The following is a 17,052-nucleotide window of genomic DNA, read 5'->3' as shown; positions in this document are numbered from 1 at the left end:
CCGTGTCCCCGCGTCGAAACCGTGCGTCGTCCCGTCGGGGTGGAGGCTCCGACGGCATGGGTGCGGACGAGGACCGAAGCGACCGCTACGGCGGCTTCCAGTCGAAGGAGAGCTGGCAGGGCGAGGAGTGGTGCGTGCGCCACGTCGCCGGCGCGAGCGCGGCCGGGAAGACCTACCGGTGCCCCGGCTGCGACCAGGAGATCGCGTCCGGCATGCCGCACGTCGTGGCCTGGCCCGAGTTCGCGGGCGTGGACGACCGGCGCCACTGGCACAAGGCCTGCTGGAACGCGAAGGACCGCCGCACCACACGGGTGCAGCGGTCCCGTAACGCGCCCCGGTTCTGACACCGGCGCCTGAGGTATCCGTCACACGTCGCGCTTCTCCAGCAGCGCGAAGGCGCCCGCGAGCGCGGCCGCCGTCAGACCGATGAGCAGCCACAGCTGCGGGGTGCCGTGCCCGCCCTCGCTGTCGAGCCCGAAGATCTTGGCCAGCGAGTTGGGGGCGTTGTAGTCCATCATCTTCTCGCCGATCTTGCGGGTGCTCGCGGAGATCATGAGGAACGCCGGCAGGATCGCGGGCACCAGGACGAGGCCCAGCATGGCGGTGATCGCACCCGCCGAGTGGCGCAGCATCGAGCCGACCGCGAGCGCCAGAACGCCCAGCAGCGACACGTACAGGGCGCCCTTGAAGACGGTGCCGCCCCACGCCGTGCCCGTGGCCTCAGGCCCGCTGTGCATGGCGGACGTCGCCAGGCCCACCAGCCCGATGGAGACCGCGGACGTGACGAACGCGACCGCGAAGTAGATCAGGATCTTCGCCGCCAGTACCCGGTGGCGCTGCGGCGACGCCGTGAAGGTGGTGCGGATCATGCCCGTGCCGTACTCGGAGGAGATCACCAGCACCCCGAGCGTGATCAGGCAGATCTGGCCGAGCACCAGGCCGAAGAAGGCGGGGAGGGCGAACGGCACGTTCACGTAGTCGCGGTCGTTGGTCTGTGCGGCGATGAGCAGCCCGATCCCGATGACCAGGCACAGGAAGACGCCCAGCGTCCACATCGTGGAGCGCACGGACTTGATCTTCGTCCACTCGGAGCTGATCGCATGGCCGAGATGCGTACGCGTGACGGGGATCGGCGAGGTGTACGAACCGCCCGGTGTGGCCCCCCAGTTGGCGGCCGGAGCGGCGCCCGGCGCCTGCGGGGCGGGGGCGTACGCCTGCTGGTTCGCCTGCTGCGGGTGCGGCGTCGTCATCGGTGGTCCTCGCTGTTGCGCTGGGTCGTGTCGGGGGCGGCGGGGGCGGGGGCCGCGGGTGCCGGCGGCTGTGCGTACGGGTTCGGTCCGGCGGCGTACGGTCCGCCGGGCTGCCCGGCGGCATAGGGCGCACCGGCCGGTGCCTGCGGCATCGCGAAGGGCTGACCGCCCTGCTGGGGCGACGGCGGTGCGTACCAGCCCGGCTGCCCCTGGCCCGGCACCGGCATCGCTTGCGGCGGCGGCATGGCGCCGGGCGGCACCGGCTGCTGCAGTCCGGCCCGCTGGTCGATCGTCGAGCGGTAGTCGACGGCGCCCTGCGTCATCCGCATGTACGCCTCCTCCAGCGACGCCTGGTGCGGCGAGAGCTCCCAGAGCCGTACGTCCGTGTCGTGCGCGAGGTCGCTGATGCGCGGCAGCGGCAGGCCCGTCACGCGTAGCGCCCCGTCCTGCTCGGGCAGCACCTGGCCGCCCGCCTCGGTCAGCGCGGCTGTCAGCTTCTCGCGCTGCTGCGGCTCGGTGTCGGGTGTCCGCACCCGTGCGAAGTCGGCGGAGTTGTGCGAGATGAAGTCCCGGATGCTCATGTCGGCGAGGAGCTGTCCGCGGCCGATCACGATCAGGTGGTCGGCGGTCAGGGCCATCTCGCTCATCAGGTGCGAGGAGACGAAGACCGTACGTCCCTCGGCGGCCAGGGACTTCATCAGGTTGCGGACCCAGAGGATGCCCTCGGGGTCCAGACCATTGACCGGTTCGTCGAAGAGCAGCACCTGCGGGTCGCCGAGCAGTGCGGCGGCGATCCCGAGCCGCTGTCCCATGCCGAGCGAGAAGCCCTTGGACCGCTTCTTCGCCACGTCCTGCAGACCGACGACGCCCAGCACCTCGTCGACCCGCCGGGCCGGGATGCCCGACAGCTGCGCGAGGCAGAGCAGATGGTTGCGGGCGTTCCGGCCGCCGTGCACGGCCTTGGCGTCGAGCAGGGCGCCGACCTGCCGCGGCGCGTTCGGCAGCCTGCGGTACGGATAGCCGCCGATCGTGACCTGCCCCGCGGTGGGTTCGTCCAGGCCGAGGATCATGCGCATGGTCGTCGACTTGCCCGAGCCGTTGGGGCCGAGAAATCCGGTGACGGAACCCGGCCGCACCTGGAAGGAAAGGTTGTACACGGCCGTCTTGTCGCCATAGCGCTTCGTCAGGCCGACTGCCTCGATCATTCTCCGCACCCATCGAGAGGTTCAGGACGTCGGGGCGCGCGCCCCCGTAAGGGTTAGGAGGATAACCGTGCGCTGACGGTTCCGCGCAGGGGACATGAAAGGGCGGAAGGCAACGAGGAGTTGATCAGGCGTCCCGCTTCTTGATCACCGAATAGCCGCCGAGCAGTGCCGCTACCACCCACAGCACCATGATTCCGAGCCCGCCCCACGGCCCGTACGGGGTGTCGTCACCGAGCGGTGTGACCACCTGCATGATCTTGCTGCCCGCCTGGTCCGGCAGATAGCGGCCGACTTTCTCCGTCGCCGACACATTCCCCAGGATGTTGGAGATCAGAAAGAAGAACGGCATCAGAATGCCGAGTGACAGCATCGGGCCCCGCAGCATCGCCGCGACGCCCATCGAGAACATCGCGATCAGCGTCATGTAGAGGCCGCCGCCGATGACCGCTCGCAGGACGCCCGAGTCACCGATCGACGCCGCGTGCTCGCCGAGCGCCGCCTGCCCCAGGAAGAAGGCGACGAAGCTGGTGACCAGTCCGACGACGAAGGCGAGGAGCGTGGCCACGGCGACCTTGCCGAAGAGGAAGGTGCCCCGCTGGGGGACGGCGGCGAGCGAGGTGCGGATCATGCCGCTGCTGTACTCGTTGGAGACGACGAGGACGCCGAAGACGATCATCGCCAGCTGACCGAGACTCATCCCGGCGAAGCTGATGAAGGTCGGATCGAAGGACAGCTGTTCCCGGCCGCCCAGGTCCTCGAACTCGCGCCTGGAAAGCATGCTGATGAGCACGCCGAGAGCGATCGTGACCACGGCGGCGAGACCGAGTGTCCACACCGTGGACGAAACCGACCGGATCTTTGTCCACTCCGACCTGACGACCTGGATCGCGGCCATGGTCAACGCTCCTCTCGCGGCTGCCAGCCGGTACCCCAACCGGGCCCCTGCTGCTCCAGCGGCACCGGGCTCGTACCGCCCATGTCCGCGTGCGCGTGGTACTCCACGGACTCGGCGGTGAGCCGCATGAACGCCGCCTCGAGCGAGGCCTGCTGCGGACTGAGTTCATGGAGGACGATCCCGTGCTTGGCGGCCAGCTCACCCAGCAGCTCCGCTTTGCCGCCGTCCACCTCGAGGGCTCCGTTGCCGACCTCGATGGCGCTGATTCCGGCGCGGCTCAGCGCGTCGAGCAGCTGCTCGCGCTGCGGGGACCGGAGTCGTACGTACGAGCGGGAGTTCTGCTGGATGAAGTCGGCCATGGAGGTGTCCGCGAGGAGCCGGCCCTGACCGATGACGACCAGGTGGTCGGCGGTCAGGGCCATCTCGCTCATCAGGTGCGAGGAGACGAAGACCGTACGGCCCTGGGTCGCCAGGGATTTCATGAGGTTCCTGATCCAGTGGATGCCCTCGGGGTCCAGTCCGTTGACCGGCTCGTCGAACATCAGGATCCGGGGGTCGCCGAGCAGCGCGGCGGCGATCCCGAGCCGCTGGCCCATGCCCATCGAGAACCCCTTGGCCTTCTTCCTCGCGACGGCCGTGAGGCCCACCGTGTCGAGGACCTCGCGCACCCGGCTGCGGGGGATGCCGTTGCTCTGCGCGAGGCAGAGCAGATGGTTGTAGGCGCTGCGGCCGCCGTGCACGGCCTTTGCATCGAGCAGTGCGCCGATGTACTTCAGCGGGTCCTTGAGCTGGTCGTAGTGGATGCCGTCGATACGGACGTCGCCCGCGGTGGGGCGGTCGAGTCCGAGGACCATGCGCATGGTGGTGGACTTGCCGGCGCCGTTCGGTCCGAGAAAGCCGGTGACCATGCCGGGGCGGACGGTGAAGGTGAGGTTGTTGACGGCCAGCTTTTCGCCGTAGCGCTTGGTGAGTCCGGCGAGCTCGATCATGTCGACAACGCTATGGCGCCGCCTTCGGCGGCGCGAACCGAACCGGAACGCAACCGTGCCCCGCACCGCGAACCGCGGTGCGGGGCACGTACGCCACCCGGGACGTCCGCGTCAGCGGGACTAGCGGGTCTGCTGCGCGGGAACCCCGCGCGAGATCGGCTCGTCCTCCGTCGGCGACCCGGCCGCGGCCACCGCCGCGCCCGTCAGCGTCGCGAGCATCTCGCGGACGTTGGTCAGCTGCGCGTTGATGGAGTCGCGGCGGTTCGTGAGGGCCGCCAGCTCGCGCTCGGATTCCGACCGGATCCGGTCGGCCTTGGCGTTGGCGTCGGCGACGATGTCCTCGGCCTGGCGCTGCGCCGTCTCGACGGTCTGCCGCGCACGGCGCTCCGCGTCCGTCCGCAGCTTCTCGGCCTCGAGCCGCAGCTGCTCCGCGCGGTGCTCGATCTCCGCGAGCCGCTTCTCCGCCTTGGCCTGACGCGACGCGAGGTCGCGTTCCGACTGCTCGCGGCGCTTCGCCAGGTTCGTCTCGAAGTCGGCGGCCGCCTGCGCGGCCTTCGCACGGGTCTCCTCGAAGAGGGCGTCCGCCTCCTCGCGCTTGGACTGTGCGTCCTTCTGCGCCTCGGCGCGCAGCGTGGACGCCTCGCCCTTGGCCTTCTCGACGATCCGAACGCCCTCGTCCTCGGCCTTGGCCTTGCGGTCGGCAGCGAACGATTCTGCGTCGTTGCGCACCTGCTGGGCCGCCGACTCGGCGAGCTCGCGGTGCTGCTCGGCAGCGCGCCGGGCCTCCTCGCGCAGGTCCTTCGCCTCTTCCTCGGCGAGGCGGAGGATCTTCTCGACGCGCGCGCCGAGGCCCGCATACGACGGCTCGGCGTCGTTCACCTGGGCCTGGGCGTTCTGCGTCTCGAGGTGGAGTTCCTCGATGCGCTTTTCCAGGGCCGTGATGCGTGCCAGAGCACTGTCACGGTCGGAGACGAGCTTGGAAATGCGTTCGTCCACCTGAGCGCGGTCGTATCCACGCCGCACAAGCTCGAAGCCGTAGGGGGAAGTGTCGCTCATGGGGTTCCTGTCGAATGAGACCGGTGAGGTGATAGGGAGAATCCTAGGGGCCCAAACGGCGTGTCATCGAGCAGATGCCCGTTTGATCTGGAGAATGACACCCCTTTTGAGTGGCTAAAGCCCGGAGCACTTGCGAGCAAGAGCACCGAAGCTCCCTACAAAGCATGGAAGGGGCCGTTCTGGCTAGTCCTCCGCCTGCTTACCACCCGATCGTGGGGCGCCCACCGTCGCGCCTGCCTTGACACCGCCCGCCCCGGAGCCGCCGTTGCCCGTGGCCCTGCCGGCCGACGGCGTCTCGAAGGACTCCAGCGCCTCGAGCACGTCCTGGACCCGGGAGATCTCGGCGTTGATGTCCTCGCGGCGGCGGACCAGCACCTCCAGCTCTCGCTTGCCCTCCTCGACCATGCGCGTGGCCTCGGTCTCGGCCTCGCTCCTGAGGCGCTCGGCCTCCCGCCCCAGCTCGGCCTTCTTCTGCTCGGCCTCCTTGAGCAGGGCCTCGGCCTTCTTGACTGCGGCGATCCGGACCTTGCTCGCCTCGGAGTTGGCCTCCGCCATCAGGTCCTTGGCCTTCGCCTCGGCCTCGCCCAGCTGGTCCTCGGCCGCCTTCACCAGTGCGTCGCACCGCTCGCCGGCGGACTTCATCGTCTCGGCGGACTCGCGCCGTGCGCGTTCGTGCAGCTCCTCGATCTCCGTGGTGATGCGGTCGCGCAGCTCCTCGGCGCGCTCCCGGATGGCGACCGCGTCGCGGCGCGCGCCCACGAGCAGCTCGTCGGCGTCCGCACGAGCCTGCTCCACCAGCGTGTTGCCCTCGATGGTGGCCTCGCTCACCAGCCGCTCCGCCTCGTTGCGGGCGGCGCCGACCATCGTGTCCGCCTGCCCCTCGGCGTCGGCGGTGGCCTTGTGCGCCTGCTCGGCGGCTTCGGCGGTCAGCTTCTCGGCCTCCGCCGTGGCCTCCGTGATGAGCTTGTCGACCTGCGCGGCCGCCTCGGAGCGCCGCTTGTTGGCGTCCTGCCGGGTCTCGTCGAGGGTGCGCTCGGCCTCCTCGCGGGCCGCGGACGTGACGCGCTCGGCCTCCGCATCGGCCTCGGCTTTCACGCGCTCGCCCTCGCTGCGCATCCGCTCGGCGTGCGCTTGCGCGGAGCCGACGGTCTCGGCGGCTTCGGCGCGCAGCCGCTCAGCTTCGCCGGTCGCGTCGGAGATGAGCTGCTCCGCCTTGGCGACGGACTCCGCGCGGACCCGCTCGGCCTCCGCGGCCGTCTCGGTGGCCAGCCGCTCCGCCTCGCTGACGGCCTCGCCGATCAGCGCGTCGGCCTGGGTCGCCGCGTCGGACCGGATGCGGTTGGCGTCCTCGCGGGCATCGGCCCGGGTGCGCGCCGCGTCCTGCTCGGCGGACGCGATGGTCTCCGACGCCTCCGTACGGACCCGCTGGGCGTGCTCGGCGGCATCCGACCGCAGCCGCTCGGACTCGGTGATCGCCTCCGAGACGGTGTGCTCGGCGAGGGACTTCGCGGCCTCGGTCTCCTCAGCCACCTCGCGCCGCAGCCGCGCAGAGTCCTCGGCGGCCCGCTCCCGCTCGGCGTACGCCTCGGCGCGGACCCGGTCCGCCTCCTCCTGCGCCTCCGTACGGGTGCGCTCCGCCGCGTGCTCGGCGGCGCTGCGCAGGCCCGAGACCTCCTCCTGGGCCTGCTCGTGCAGCCCGGCCACGGAGTCGCGCACCTGCTGCGCGGTCTGCTCGGCGTTCGCGACCATCTCGGTCGCCCGGCTGTCGGCCTCCTCGACCAGACGTACCGCCTCGGCCTGCGCCTCCTCGATACGGGCGCGCGCCGACGCCAGCAGCTCCTCGCTCTGCTCGCGGGCCCGCTCGCGCTCCTGGTCGGCCTCCTGGCGGGCCGAGCCGAGGGTCTCCTCGGCCTCGCGGCGGCGCCGGGCGGCCTCCTCCTGGGCGGCGGCCAGCGCCTCGGCGGCCTCGGTGCCGACACGCTCGGCGGCGGCAGCGGCCTCGGCCCGTACGCGATCCGCCGTCTCCTGGGCCTCGGTCTTCAGCCGCTCGGCCTCGGCGGCGGCCTCGCTGCGCAGCCGCACCGCGACGGCCTCGCCCTCGGCGCGGGACTGGGAGGCGTCCGCTGCGGCCTCGTCGCGCAGCCGCTCGGCCTCCGCCTCGGCCTGTGCCTGGAGTGTCCGGATGCGCTCGGCGGACTCGGTGCGCAGCCGGTCCGTCTCCTCCGCGGTCTCGCGGCGGATGCGCTCCGCCTCCGCGCGTGCGTCGGTGAGCGCCTGTTCGGCGGCGGCGAGCCGCTCCTCGGCCTCGGTGCGCAGCCGGGTCAGCTCGTCGGCGGCCTCGGCCCGCCGGGCTTCGACGGCACGCTCGGCCTCCTCGCGCAGGGCCCCCGCGGCGCGCTCCGCCTCGGCTGTGGTGGCCTCGGCCTGCTCGGCGGCCTCCGCGCGGTGCCGATCGGCCTCGGCGCGGGTGCGCTCCAGGGTCTCCTCGGCCTGCCGGCGCAGGCCGGTGGCCCGCTCGATGGCCTCGGTGCGCACCCGCTCGCTGTCGGCCGTCGCCGTGGAGCGCAGCTCGTCGGCGTCGGCCTTCGCCTTCGCCAGCAGCTCCTCGGCGCTCTTCGCGGCCTCCTCGATCTGCTGGACGGACTCGCGCCGCGCCTCGCTGCGGATCCGCTCGCCCTCGGCGACCGCCTCGGCCCGCAGCTGCTCGGCCTCGCCGCGCAGCCGCCGCGCCTCCTCCTGCAGCTCGACCGTCTTGGCGCGGTACTCCTTGGTGTCGTCCTTCGCGGCGCCCTTGAGCTGCTCTGCGATGTCGTGCGCCTCGGCGCGCAGCCGGTCCGACTCGGCCTCCGCCTCGCGGCGGATCCGCTCGGCCTCCTCGGTCGCCGCCTTCGTGGTCGCCTTGGCGTCCTCGGACGCCTTGTTCAGCACGTCCTCGGCGGTGCGCGCGGCCTTGGACAGCTGCGACGCAGTCTCCTCGGCCGTGACCGAACGGGCCTTCTCGGCGGCGTCGGCGATCAGCTTCTCGGCCTCGGCCTTGGCGTCCGCCACGATCTGCTCGGCCTCGGCCTTGGTGGTCTCGGCGTCCTTCGTGGCCTCGCTCACCAGGCGGGCGACCTGCTCCTTGGCGGTGCGGGTGCGCTGCTCGTTGGTCGACTCGGCGTTCGCCAGCGCCTTGGCCGCGGAGTCCTTCGCCTCCGCGAGGACCTTCTCGGCCTCCGAGCGGGCCTCGCGCAGCGCCGTCTCGGCCTCGGTCATGCGCTGCTCGGCGGTGCGGCTCAGCTCGGCCGACTGGCGGCGCGCCGCCTCGGACTCTGTCGCGGAGGAGCTGCGCAGCTGCTCCGCGTGTTCGGTGGCCTCCTGGGCCTGCGTGGACGCCGCGTTCAGCAGCCTCTCGGCGTCGGTGCGGGCCCGGCGCAGGATCGCTTCCGCTTCGGCCCGGGCCGTCTCCGCCTCGTTGCCCAGCCGCTGACGTGCCTCCTCGGTGAGGCGCTGGGTCTCGGCGCGGGCTGCCGCGAGCGCCTGCTCGGCCTCGGCGCGCGACTCGTCGAGGAGCCGGCGGGCCTGCTGCTCGGTACGGGAGCGCAGCTGCTCGGCCCAGGCCACGTTCTCGTTGACGTGCGACTCGACGGTCGCGCGGCGCTCGGCGAGCTCCTGGTCGAGCTGCTGGCGGCGGGACACGGCCTCGGCGTGCAGCTCGGCCTGGAGGCGGGCTGCCTGCTCGGCGTGCTCCTGGAGGATGCGCTGGTTCTGGGCGCGGGCCTCGCGCAGCTCGCGCTCGGCGTCGGAGCGCAGCTGGTCGGCCTGGATCTGGGCGTTACGGAGGAGCTGCTCGGCCTGGTAGCCGATGTCGGCGGCGTCGTAGGCAGGACGGGACGCCAGGTTCCGGCGCGCCTCGTGGAGCTTGGCGCGCAACACCTCCACCTGGTAGCCGAGATCCTCGGCGTGCTGGACGGCCTTTTCCCGCTCGGTCTTCAGCCGCTCCATCTCGGCCTCGAACCGAGAGAGATGATCGGCCTCAGGCCGTCGCCCGCTCTCCTGGCTTTCGTAGCCCCGCACTGCGCGGTCCCATCCGTCCCCTGGTCGCAAGTCTCTCCACACGAGCACCGTCCATCCGCCGAACGGGGCCCCCGGGGAATGGTGTCAGATCAACGGCGGAGCATGGGCTGCTGCCCCGACGCTCGTCCCCCGAAACCAGGACCCCGGCTCGCGACCCCCCGGCAAGCGGGGAGCCGCTCCAACCCTACCCGGCCAGCTCATCCGCTTGGCCGGGCCGAGCTGCTTTTTTCGGGCCGGGGGTCCGGGGGTTGGCCCCCGGGAACTGCAGCACCGCCGGGGGTCCGGGGGTTGGCGCCAGAAGACCTGCTGTCCGGCCAACGGCCGGAAGTCGGCCGCTGCGACATGGAGTCCTCTGTGACGTGGAGTACGGACGTCAGTGCCCGGACGACTCGGCGGCCGCGGAGGTGACCAGCTCCGTGAGGACCCCGTGGCAGTCCTTGGGATGCAGGAACGTGATGCGGGAGCCCATCGAGCCGCGGCGGGGCTCGTCATAGAGGACGCGTACGCCCTTGTCCTTGATGTCGGCGGCGTCCGTGTCGACGTCCGCGGTGCCGAAGGCGATGTGGTGCACGCCCTCGCCGTTCTTGGCCAGCCACTTGGCGACCGTCGAATCGTCGCGGATGGGCTCCAGGAGCTGCAGGTAGGAGGCGCCGCCGTCCGAGGTCTCATTGATCTTGAGCATGGCCTCGCGTACGCCCTGCTCCTCATTGACCTCCGAGTGGAACACCTCGAAGCCGTACGTGGCACGGTAGAACTCAACAGTCTTGTCGAGGTCGAAACAGGCGATCCCGATGTGGTCGATTCGCGTCAGCATGAATTCAGTGCAGCGCTCCGGCGTTGGTTACGCAACGTGCGCGCGATCACACCGTCTGCCGGATGACGGGGTGGGTACCGGTCAGTACATTCGAGTAAACCCTCGTTCACTCCTCGGCGCTGTCGCCGGAAGGGGATCTGTCCTATGTCTGGAACGACCGGTACCACCTCAGTGATCGTCGCGGGCGCGCGCACGCCCATGGGGCGGCTCCTCGGATCGCTCAAGTCCTTCTCGGGTGCGGACCTGGGGGGCTTCGCCATCAAAGCCGCGCTGGACCGGGCCGGCATCGGCGGCGACCAGGTGCAGTACGTGATCATGGGCCAGGTCCTGCAGGCCGGGGCGGGGCAGATCCCGGCGCGCCAGGCCGCGGTCAAGGCCGGCATTCCCATGAACGTCCCGGCCCTCACGATCAACAAGGTCTGTCTCTCCGGCCTCGACGCCATCGCGCTCGCCGACCAGCTCATTCGTGCGGGTGAGTTCGACGTGATCGTCGCGGGCGGCCAGGAGTCCATGACCAACGCCCCGCATCTGCTGCCGAAGTCCCGCGAGGGCTTCAAGTACGGCGCGATCGAGATGCTCGACGCGATGGCGTACGACGGCCTGACCGACTCCTTCGAGGGCATCGCCATGGGCGAGTCCACGGAGAAGCACAACACCCGGCTGGGCATCGCCCGGCCTGCGCAGGACGAGATCTCCGCCCTGTCGCACCAGCGTGCCGCCGCCGCGCAGAAGAACGGCCTCTTCGACGCGGAGATCACGCCCGTGGAGATCCCGCAGCGCAAGGGCGAGCCCGTCGTCTTCAGCAAGGACGAGGGCATCCGCGGCGAGACCACCGTCGAGTCGCTGGGCAAGCTGCGCCCGGCGTTCGCCAAGGACGGCACCATCACGGCCGGCTCGGCCTCGCAGATCTCCGACGGCGCGGCTGCCGTCGTGGTGATGAGCAAGGCCAGGGCCGAGGAACTGGGCCTGGAGTGGCTCGCCGAGATCGGCGCCCACGGCAACGTGGCCGGCCCTGACAACTCGCTGCAGTCGCAGCCCTCCAACGCCATTCAGCATGCGCTGAAGAAGGAGGGGCTCGAGGTCGAGGACCTCGACCTGATCGAGATCAACGAGGCCTTCGCCGCCGTCGCGGTGCAGTCAATGAAGGACCTCGGGGTGTCTACCGAAAAGGTGAACGTCAACGGCGGCGCGATTGCCCTGGGTCACCCGATCGGGATGTCCGGCGCCCGTCTCGTGCTCCACCTCGCGCTCGAGCTGAAGCGGCGCGGGGGCGGCGTGGGTGCGGCCGCGCTGTGCGGTGGCGGTGGCCAGGGGGATGCGCTGATCGTGCGGGTGCCCAGGGGCTGACGCCTTCTTTCACCGGGGTCGGCCCTTTCACCGGGGCTGGTCCCCCTGTACGAACACGTCTCGTCGGTACGACCCGGAACGGAGCTGTGATGCAGGACGTCGCCTCGCTGGTGGCCCAGGCCAGGGAAGGGCGGCCGCGGGCCGTGGCCCGGCTGATCTCCCTGGTGGAGGGGGCGTCCCCGCAGCTGCGGGAGGTCATGGAGGCGCTGGCGCCGCTGACGGGGCATGCGTACGTCGTGGGGCTCACGGGGTCGCCGGGCGTCGGCAAGTCCACCTCGACGTCCGCGCTCGTGACCGCGTACCGCAAGGCCGGGAAGCGGGTCGGCGTGCTCGCCGTCGACCCGTCCTCCCCGTTCTCCGGCGGCGCGCTGCTCGGGGACCGGGTGCGGATGTCCGAGCACGCCTCGGATCCCGGCGTCTACATCAGGTCCATGGCCACGCGCGGCCATCTGGGCGGGCTCGCGTGGGCCGCACCGCAGGCGATCCGGGTGCTCGACGCCGCCGGGTGCGACGTCGTGCTCGTGGAGACGGTGGGTGTCGGCCAGTCCGAGGTGGAGATCGCCGCGCAGGCGGACACATCGGTGGTGCTGCTCGCGCCCGGCATGGGCGACGGGATCCAGGCCGCCAAGGCCGGGATCCTCGAGATCGGCGACGTGTATGTGGTCAACAAGGCCGACCGGGACGGGGCCGACGCGACCGCGCGCGAGCTGAACCACATGCTGGGCCTCGGGGAGTCGCGCACGCCGGGGGACTGGCGGCCGCCGATCGTGAAGACGGTGGCGGCGCGCGGGGAAGGCGTCGACGAGGTCGTCGAGGCGCTGGAGAAGCACCGGGCGTGGATGGAGGAGCGGGGAGTCCTCGCCGAGCGGCGGCTGGCCCGGGCCGCGGGCGAGGTCGAGACGATCGCGGTCACGACGTTGCGCGAACGGATCGGCGACCTGCACGGCGACCGGCGCCTGAGCGCGCTGGCGGAGCGGATCGTGGCGGGCGAACTCGACCCGTACGCGGCCGCGGACGAACTTGTGGCGGGGCTTACGGAGTCCTGACGGGCGCCTCCGGCCGGTGGCGGGTTCCGCCGTCGCTACCGTTGTGGGCAATCGTTCCTCCCCCAGCTACCGCTGGGAGGTGCCCCCAGGCGATGGGGGTACCTCCCATGCCCTTAAGGCAATGGGGGAGGGTGGGCACAACCCACGACGTACGGCGCCCTCGCGTGCTCCCCAGCCCGCGGCAGCGGCTACGGCTTCCCCCGCTGCACCCGCAGATGCTCCGCCACCGGCCTCAGCGACTTGTGAAGCTCCTCGAGCGCCTCAGGCGAGAGGAGCTCGATGAAGTGCCGCCGCACCGACGCGACATGGTGCGGCGCAACCCGCCGCATGGTCTCCATCCCCTGCTCGGTCAGCACGGCGAACAGCCCGCGGCGGTCGGACTCGCAGTTCTCGCGCCGTACGAGCTGGGCGTTCTCCATCCGCGTGATCTGGTGCGAGAGGCGGCTCTTGGACTGGAGGGTCGCGGAGGCCAGATCGCTCATCCGCATGCGGTGGCCTTCGGACTCCGACAGGTTGACGAGGATCTCGTAGTCGTTCATCGTCAGGCCGAACGGCTGCAGGTCCCTCTCCAGCTGGTACGTCAACAGCCTGTTGACATCCAGGTGAGTCCGCCAGGCACACTGCTCCGCGTCGGTCAGCCAGCGCGTGGCCGTCTCGGTCTCCATGAGTCGATTCTACCTAAGAAGTTGAAAAATAAACGAGTGGGAGGGGTGTGACGGCGCGCACGCGTTCGATGTCACACTCCGCAGACTACCGCTCACAGGCCGAAACGCCGCTGGAGATCCCCCAGCTGTCCGGGAAGGCGCGGTGCGCCTGCCTGCTGGCCGTGCTGCCCCTGGTGACCGGATACCCCATGACCGCCGGGAACACCCGCTTCGTGCGGGACGGCGCCCGTCGCCTGCTCGGCCATCAGGGCCTCCGTCGACTGCAGCAGGACCGTGCCCGCCCCGACGAACTCGAACTGGTGCTCCTCGCCGGACGCCCCGCCGATCCCCGTCATCGCACGTAGGCCGCCCATCACCCCTGTCATGTACCCGTGGTCGTAGTGGTGGCACGGCGACGGGCAGTCGGCCCAGCCGACCAGGGCCTGCGGGTCGACGCGGATCGGGGGCTCCATGAACACCACCGGGCCGTTGGACGCGGCCACGAACTTCCCCGTGCCGATCAGCGTCAGAAAGCCGGGCACGATCGACTGCTTCAGGGCGAGAGTTGGCTGAAAAGCAAGGAGGTTGCCGGAGCGGATCGTGAGGTTGCCCTCGTCCAGGTCGTACGAATTGACGTCGAAGGCCCGGTCCGCGAGCAGCATCTTGCCCTGCCCCTCGGCGACCACCCATTCGCCCGCGTGCAGCGGCGAGTGGAAGGACGTACGGACGAGACGGTCCAGGCGGCCGTGCCCGACGCCGTTGAACTCGATCGACCCGTAGTAGGCGATCATCTTGCCCTTCTGCAGGAACCACTGGCTGCCCTTGAGCTCCACGCAGAAGGTGTACGCGTTGACATTGTCGTCGGCCGGCAGCGTCATCGGGTCGTGGATCACCGGGCCCGCGGCCCCGTAAGCGCTCACAGCTTCTCCTCCGAGGCCTGTACGTACACCGCGCCGCTGCCGGAGAGTTCCAGCTGGAACGCCTCCCCGGAGCCGCGCCCCACCATGTCGCGCCAGCCGAGCGCCGTGGACAGCTTGTTGCGTACGTCGCCGTGGTGGGCCACGTACGCCTGCGGGTCCACGTGGACCGGGCGCTGCGGTGTGATCGGGACCTCCATGACCCCGCCGTGCGCCATGACGGCGACCGCACCGTGGCCCTTGAGGGTGGTGGTGAAGAGGCCCTGGCCCGTCACCTGGCCGCGCACCATGCCCATGACGCCGCCCTGCGATCCCATGAACATCGTGCCCTGCTGGAGCGTCCCGTCGAAGGCGAGCAGCCGGTCCGCCTCCACGTAGAGGGTGTCGCCGGTCAGATTGATCACCTGGATGTGGTGGCCGCCGTGGCCGAACAGCACGGTGCCGCTGCCCTCGACCGTCATCAGGGGAGTGGCCTCGTTCGCGACGCGCCTGCCGATCATCGACATCAGGCCGCCCTGTCCTCCCTGGATGTTCGGCGTGAAGGAGACGTCGCCCTTGTAGGCGAGCATGGCGCCGCGCTGGCTGAACATCCGCTGGCCGGGCATGACCGTCGCCTCGACCATCTTGGAGTTGATCTCACGGAAGGGCATCTCAGACGTCCCCTCCGATCGTGTTGCGCTCACTTGGTTGTACGTAGACCAGCCCGTCGCCCTCGAAGCGGATCTGGAAGGCCTCGCCGCCGCCCTCGCCCATGAAGGTGCGGAAGGTCACACCCGACTGGAAGCTCTGGCGGACGTTGCCCTGGTGCGCGATGTACGCGCCGGGGTCCACGGACAGCGGGTACTGCGGGCTCACGCGCAGCACCACCGCCGGGCCGTCGGACATGATCGCCGCCTGGCCGTGGCCCTCGATCGTGGTCGTGAACAGGCCGTTTCCCTGGGATGCGCCGCGCAGGCCGGTGAACGACGTGCCGGTGCGCAGGCCGGCGTCGGTGCACAGGAGGTTGCTGGACTCGACGTAGAGCTTGTCGCCCTGCAGGCTCACGAGATTGATCTCGGAGGCGCGGTCGGCGAACCAGCAGGTGCCGTGGCCCTTCACCTCCATCACGGTCATCTGCTCACCGGTCAGGCGGCGGGTCACCATCCCGCGGATGCCATCACCGCCACCGCTCAGCTTCTTGAACGCCATCTGGCCGTCGTAGGCGATCATGGAGCCGTTCTTCGCCTTGACGGCGTCGCCGGACATGTCGACGGCGAGCATTTTGCTGCCCTGGAGTCGCAACGTTGCCACGGAGGGACCGTAGCGGTACAAAGCCGGGCGCCGACAGAGCCCCCCGGATGATCCGGACCCTGATGCGACCCCTAGTTCCTGCCGGATGCCACAATGGGCCCGCTTGTGCTTGCGTTCACAAGATCAACGTCAAGGCATCGTGCCCGGGCACTCACGCCCCCCGTCGTATCCCACCGAAGGTGACCCCCGTGGACATCAAGACCGCATCCGCACTCCGCCGCCTCCGACTGGTCTCCGCCCCGGAGGCCGTCTCGTTCCTGCTGCTGCTCGTCTGCTCGGTGCTGAAGCGGACCACGGACTTCAACGCCGTCCCGGCGATGGGAATGATCCACGGCGTCCTGTTCATCCTGTACGTGATCTTCTGGCTGGACGCCTGGAACCGCACCAAGTGGGGCGTCGGGACGGCCGCCCTCTACTTCGTCCTCTCGGTCCTGCCGACCGGTGGCTTCTTCGCCGAGCGCAAGCTGAAGCGGGCCGCCGAGGACGCCGTCATCGCGTCGCGCGCCCGCCGCGAGGGAGTCGTGAACGCATGATCGTCGCCTTCTCCGTGACCCCGCTCGGGGTCGGCGAGGACGTGGGGGAGTACGTCGCCGACGCCGTGCGCGTCGTCCGCGAGTCCGGGCTCCCGAACCGTACCGACGCCATGTTCACCTCCATCGAGGGCGAGTGGGACGAGGTCATGGACGTCGTCAAGCGCGCCGTCGCCGCGGTCGAGGCGCGTGCGCCGCGTGTCTCGCTCGTCCTGAAGGCCGACATCCGCCCCGGTGTGACGGACGGCCTCACCTCGAAGGTGGAGACGGTGGAGCGGCACCTGTCCGCGTGACACCCGGCGGCCCTGCCTGCTTCAAAGCCCCGGCCCGTGCGGGCCGGGGCTTTTTCGTACTCCGTGGGCTGACCGGGTTATGACCGGCCGGTAAGGTCAAGTACGTGCCGAAGCCGCTCAGCCTTGCCTTCGATCCCATCGCCCGCGCCGACGAACACTGGAAGCAGCGCTGGGGCAATGTCCCGTCCATGGCCGCGATCACCTCGATCATGCGCGCTCACCAGATCCTGCTCGCCGAGGTCGACGCGGTCGTCAAGCCGTACGGGCTGACGTTCGCGCGCTATGAGGCGCTGGTGCTGCTCACGTTCTCGAAGTCCGGCGAGCTGCCGATGTCGAAGATCGGCGAGCGCCTGATGGTCCACCCGACCTCGGTCACCAACACCGTGGACCGCCTCGTGAGGTCCGGCCTCGTCGACAAGCGGCCCAACCCCAACGACGGCCGCGGCACGCTGGCCTCCATCACGGACAAGGGCCGCGAGGTCGTCGAGAAGGCCACGCGTGACCTGATGGCCATGGACTTCGGTCTCGGCGCGTACGACGCGGAGGAGTGCGCCGAGATCTTCGCCATGCTGCGGCCGCTGCGGGTCGCGGCGCACGACTTCGAGGACTAGGCCAGGACTAGGCCCAATGCCGGTGACTTAGATGTCCTGCCCTCGTTGGTTGTGGTGTGGCGAGGGTGGGGCAGGTCAAGTCGCCTGCGGGTGAGCGTTTGTCGGACCG

17 protein-coding genes are annotated in these 17,052 nt (G+C 70.5%); 6 read left to right on the top strand and 11 right to left on the bottom strand.

The features are described from left to right. Nucleotides 1–2: 2 nt before the first annotated feature. A complete protein-coding gene (locus ACWD4J_RS03700; RefSeq protein ID WP_451393651.1) occupies nucleotides 3–344 on the top strand; it encodes an ATP/GTP-binding protein in 342 nt (113 codons plus the stop codon). A gap of 21 nt (nucleotides 345–365) precedes the next feature. On the opposite strand, the gene ACWD4J_RS03695 is transcribed toward ACWD4J_RS03700, so the two are convergent. The 7 genes from ACWD4J_RS03695 to mce all read right to left on the bottom strand — a co-directional run bounded on the left by ACWD4J_RS03695 (nucleotide 366) and on the right by mce (nucleotide 10,265). Next, nucleotides 366–1,250, bottom strand: coding sequence for an ABC transporter permease (locus ACWD4J_RS03695; protein WP_451393650.1), 885 nt, complete (start codon nucleotides 1,248–1,250; stop codon nucleotides 366–368). Next, a complete protein-coding gene (locus ACWD4J_RS03690) occupies nucleotides 1,247–2,455 on the bottom strand; it encodes an ABC transporter ATP-binding protein (RefSeq protein WP_451393649.1) in 1,209 nt (402 codons plus the stop codon). The genes ACWD4J_RS03695 and ACWD4J_RS03690 overlap by 4 nt, the downstream gene beginning before the upstream one ends. Nucleotides 2,456–2,579: 124 nt before the next feature. Further along, nucleotides 2,580–3,350, bottom strand: a complete 771-nt coding sequence (locus tag ACWD4J_RS03685; RefSeq protein ID WP_451393648.1) for an ABC transporter permease — start codon at nucleotides 3,348–3,350, stop codon at nucleotides 2,580–2,582. Nucleotides 3,351–3,352: 2 nt separating this feature from the next. Continuing rightward, nucleotides 3,353–4,339, bottom strand: a complete 987-nt coding sequence (locus ACWD4J_RS03680) for an ABC transporter ATP-binding protein (RefSeq protein WP_451393647.1) — start codon at nucleotides 4,337–4,339, stop codon at nucleotides 3,353–3,355. 120 nt (nucleotides 4,340–4,459) lie between these two features. Beyond that, a complete protein-coding gene (locus tag ACWD4J_RS03675) occupies nucleotides 4,460–5,395 on the bottom strand; it encodes a cellulose-binding protein (RefSeq protein WP_451393646.1) in 936 nt (311 codons plus the stop codon). A 183-nt stretch (nucleotides 5,396–5,578) separates the two neighbouring features. Further along, nucleotides 5,579–9,451 carry a polarized growth protein Scy gene (gene scy / locus ACWD4J_RS03670; RefSeq protein WP_451393645.1) on the bottom strand — a complete coding sequence of 1,291 codons (3,873 nt, stop codon included), beginning with the start codon at nucleotides 9,449–9,451 and terminating at the stop codon, nucleotides 5,579–5,581. Between the two features lie 373 nt (nucleotides 9,452–9,824). Further along, entirely contained in the window at nucleotides 9,825–10,265 is a 441-nt protein-coding gene (gene mce / locus ACWD4J_RS03665; protein WP_451393644.1) for a methylmalonyl-CoA epimerase, read from the bottom strand. Nucleotides 10,266–10,409: 144 nt separating this feature from the next. On the opposite strand from mce, the gene ACWD4J_RS03660 reads away from it, so the two are divergent. Next, the gene (locus ACWD4J_RS03660) at nucleotides 10,410–11,612 is read left to right on the top strand and encodes an acetyl-CoA C-acetyltransferase (protein ID WP_451393643.1); all 1,203 of its coding nucleotides are present in this window, start codon (nucleotides 10,410–10,412) and stop codon (nucleotides 11,610–11,612) included. Between the two features lie 89 nt (nucleotides 11,613–11,701). Next, nucleotides 11,702–12,658 (top strand): methylmalonyl Co-A mutase-associated GTPase MeaB, encoded by a 957-nt coding sequence (meaB, locus tag ACWD4J_RS03655; protein WP_451393642.1) that lies wholly within the window; start codon nucleotides 11,702–11,704, stop codon nucleotides 12,656–12,658. 188 nt (nucleotides 12,659–12,846) lie between these two features. Here meaB and ACWD4J_RS03650 read toward each other — a convergent pair whose 3' ends face one another. The 4 genes from ACWD4J_RS03650 to ACWD4J_RS03635 all read right to left on the bottom strand — a co-directional run bounded on the left by ACWD4J_RS03650 (nucleotide 12,847) and on the right by ACWD4J_RS03635 (nucleotide 15,509). Then, the gene (locus tag ACWD4J_RS03650; protein WP_451393641.1) at nucleotides 12,847–13,323 is read right to left on the bottom strand and encodes a MarR family winged helix-turn-helix transcriptional regulator; all 477 of its coding nucleotides are present in this window, start codon (nucleotides 13,321–13,323) and stop codon (nucleotides 12,847–12,849) included. A gap of 92 nt (nucleotides 13,324–13,415) precedes the next feature. Beyond that, nucleotides 13,416–14,222, bottom strand: a complete 807-nt coding sequence (locus tag ACWD4J_RS03645; protein ID WP_451393640.1) for an AIM24 family protein — start codon at nucleotides 14,220–14,222, stop codon at nucleotides 13,416–13,418. After that, nucleotides 14,219–14,869 (bottom strand): AIM24 family protein, encoded by a 651-nt coding sequence (locus ACWD4J_RS03640; RefSeq protein WP_451393639.1) that lies wholly within the window; start codon nucleotides 14,867–14,869, stop codon nucleotides 14,219–14,221. Before ACWD4J_RS03640 ends, ACWD4J_RS03645 begins: the two co-directional genes overlap by 4 nt. A gap of 1 nt (nucleotide 14,870) precedes the next feature. Beyond that, nucleotides 14,871–15,509, bottom strand: a complete 639-nt coding sequence (locus tag ACWD4J_RS03635) for an AIM24 family protein (protein WP_451393638.1) — start codon at nucleotides 15,507–15,509, stop codon at nucleotides 14,871–14,873. Nucleotides 15,510–15,697: 188 nt separating this feature from the next. Between ACWD4J_RS03635 and ACWD4J_RS03630 the strand changes: the two genes are divergently transcribed. From ACWD4J_RS03630 to ACWD4J_RS03620, 3 genes are all read left to right on the top strand, one after another. Further along, the gene (locus ACWD4J_RS03630) at nucleotides 15,698–16,042 is read left to right on the top strand and encodes a DUF3817 domain-containing protein (RefSeq protein WP_451393637.1); all 345 of its coding nucleotides are present in this window, start codon (nucleotides 15,698–15,700) and stop codon (nucleotides 16,040–16,042) included. Then, nucleotides 16,039–16,332 carry an MTH1187 family thiamine-binding protein gene (locus ACWD4J_RS03625; protein WP_030672233.1) on the top strand — a complete coding sequence of 98 codons (294 nt, stop codon included), beginning with the start codon at nucleotides 16,039–16,041 and terminating at the stop codon, nucleotides 16,330–16,332. The genes ACWD4J_RS03630 and ACWD4J_RS03625 overlap by 4 nt, the downstream gene beginning before the upstream one ends. Nucleotides 16,333–16,436: 104 nt before the next feature. Next, complete coding sequence (locus ACWD4J_RS03620) at nucleotides 16,437–16,943, top strand: MarR family winged helix-turn-helix transcriptional regulator (RefSeq protein WP_451393636.1); 507 nt, start codon at nucleotides 16,437–16,439, stop codon at nucleotides 16,941–16,943. Nucleotides 16,944–17,052 lie beyond the last annotated feature (109 nt).

The organism is Streptomyces sp. NPDC002577, from assembly GCF_053594815.1.
This window is presented reverse-complemented; position numbering and strand designations above follow the sequence as displayed.

What these genes read in the sequence shown, in the direction of transcription:
- ACWD4J_RS03695 (WP_451393650.1), bottom strand. Translation starts at nt 1,250, where the DNA reads ATGACGACGCCGCACCCGCAGCAGGCGAACCAGCAGGCGTACGCCCCC.
- ACWD4J_RS03690 (WP_451393649.1), bottom strand. Translation starts at nt 2,455, where the DNA reads ATGATCGAGGCAGTCGGCCTGACGAAGCGCTATGGCGACAAGACGGCC.
- ACWD4J_RS03685 (WP_451393648.1), bottom strand. Translation starts at nt 3,350, where the DNA reads ATGGCCGCGATCCAGGTCGTCAGGTCGGAGTGGACAAAGATCCGGTCG.
- ACWD4J_RS03680 (WP_451393647.1), bottom strand. Translation starts at nt 4,339, where the DNA reads ATGATCGAGCTCGCCGGACTCACCAAGCGCTACGGCGAAAAGCTGGCC.
- ACWD4J_RS03675 (WP_451393646.1), bottom strand. Translation starts at nt 5,395, where the DNA reads ATGAGCGACACTTCCCCCTACGGCTTCGAGCTTGTGCGGCGTGGATAC.
- mce (WP_451393644.1), bottom strand. Translation starts at nt 10,265, where the DNA reads ATGCTGACGCGAATCGACCACATCGGGATCGCCTGTTTCGACCTCGAC.
- ACWD4J_RS03660 (WP_451393643.1), top strand. Translation starts at nt 10,410, where the DNA reads ATGTCTGGAACGACCGGTACCACCTCAGTGATCGTCGCGGGCGCGCGC.
- meaB (WP_451393642.1), top strand. Translation starts at nt 11,702, where the DNA reads ATGCAGGACGTCGCCTCGCTGGTGGCCCAGGCCAGGGAAGGGCGGCCG.
- ACWD4J_RS03650 (WP_451393641.1), bottom strand. Translation starts at nt 13,323, where the DNA reads ATGGAGACCGAGACGGCCACGCGCTGGCTGACCGACGCGGAGCAGTGT.
- ACWD4J_RS03640 (WP_451393639.1), bottom strand. Translation starts at nt 14,869, where the DNA reads ATGCCCTTCCGTGAGATCAACTCCAAGATGGTCGAGGCGACGGTCATG.
- ACWD4J_RS03625 (WP_030672233.1), top strand. Translation starts at nt 16,039, where the DNA reads ATGATCGTCGCCTTCTCCGTGACCCCGCTCGGGGTCGGCGAGGACGTG.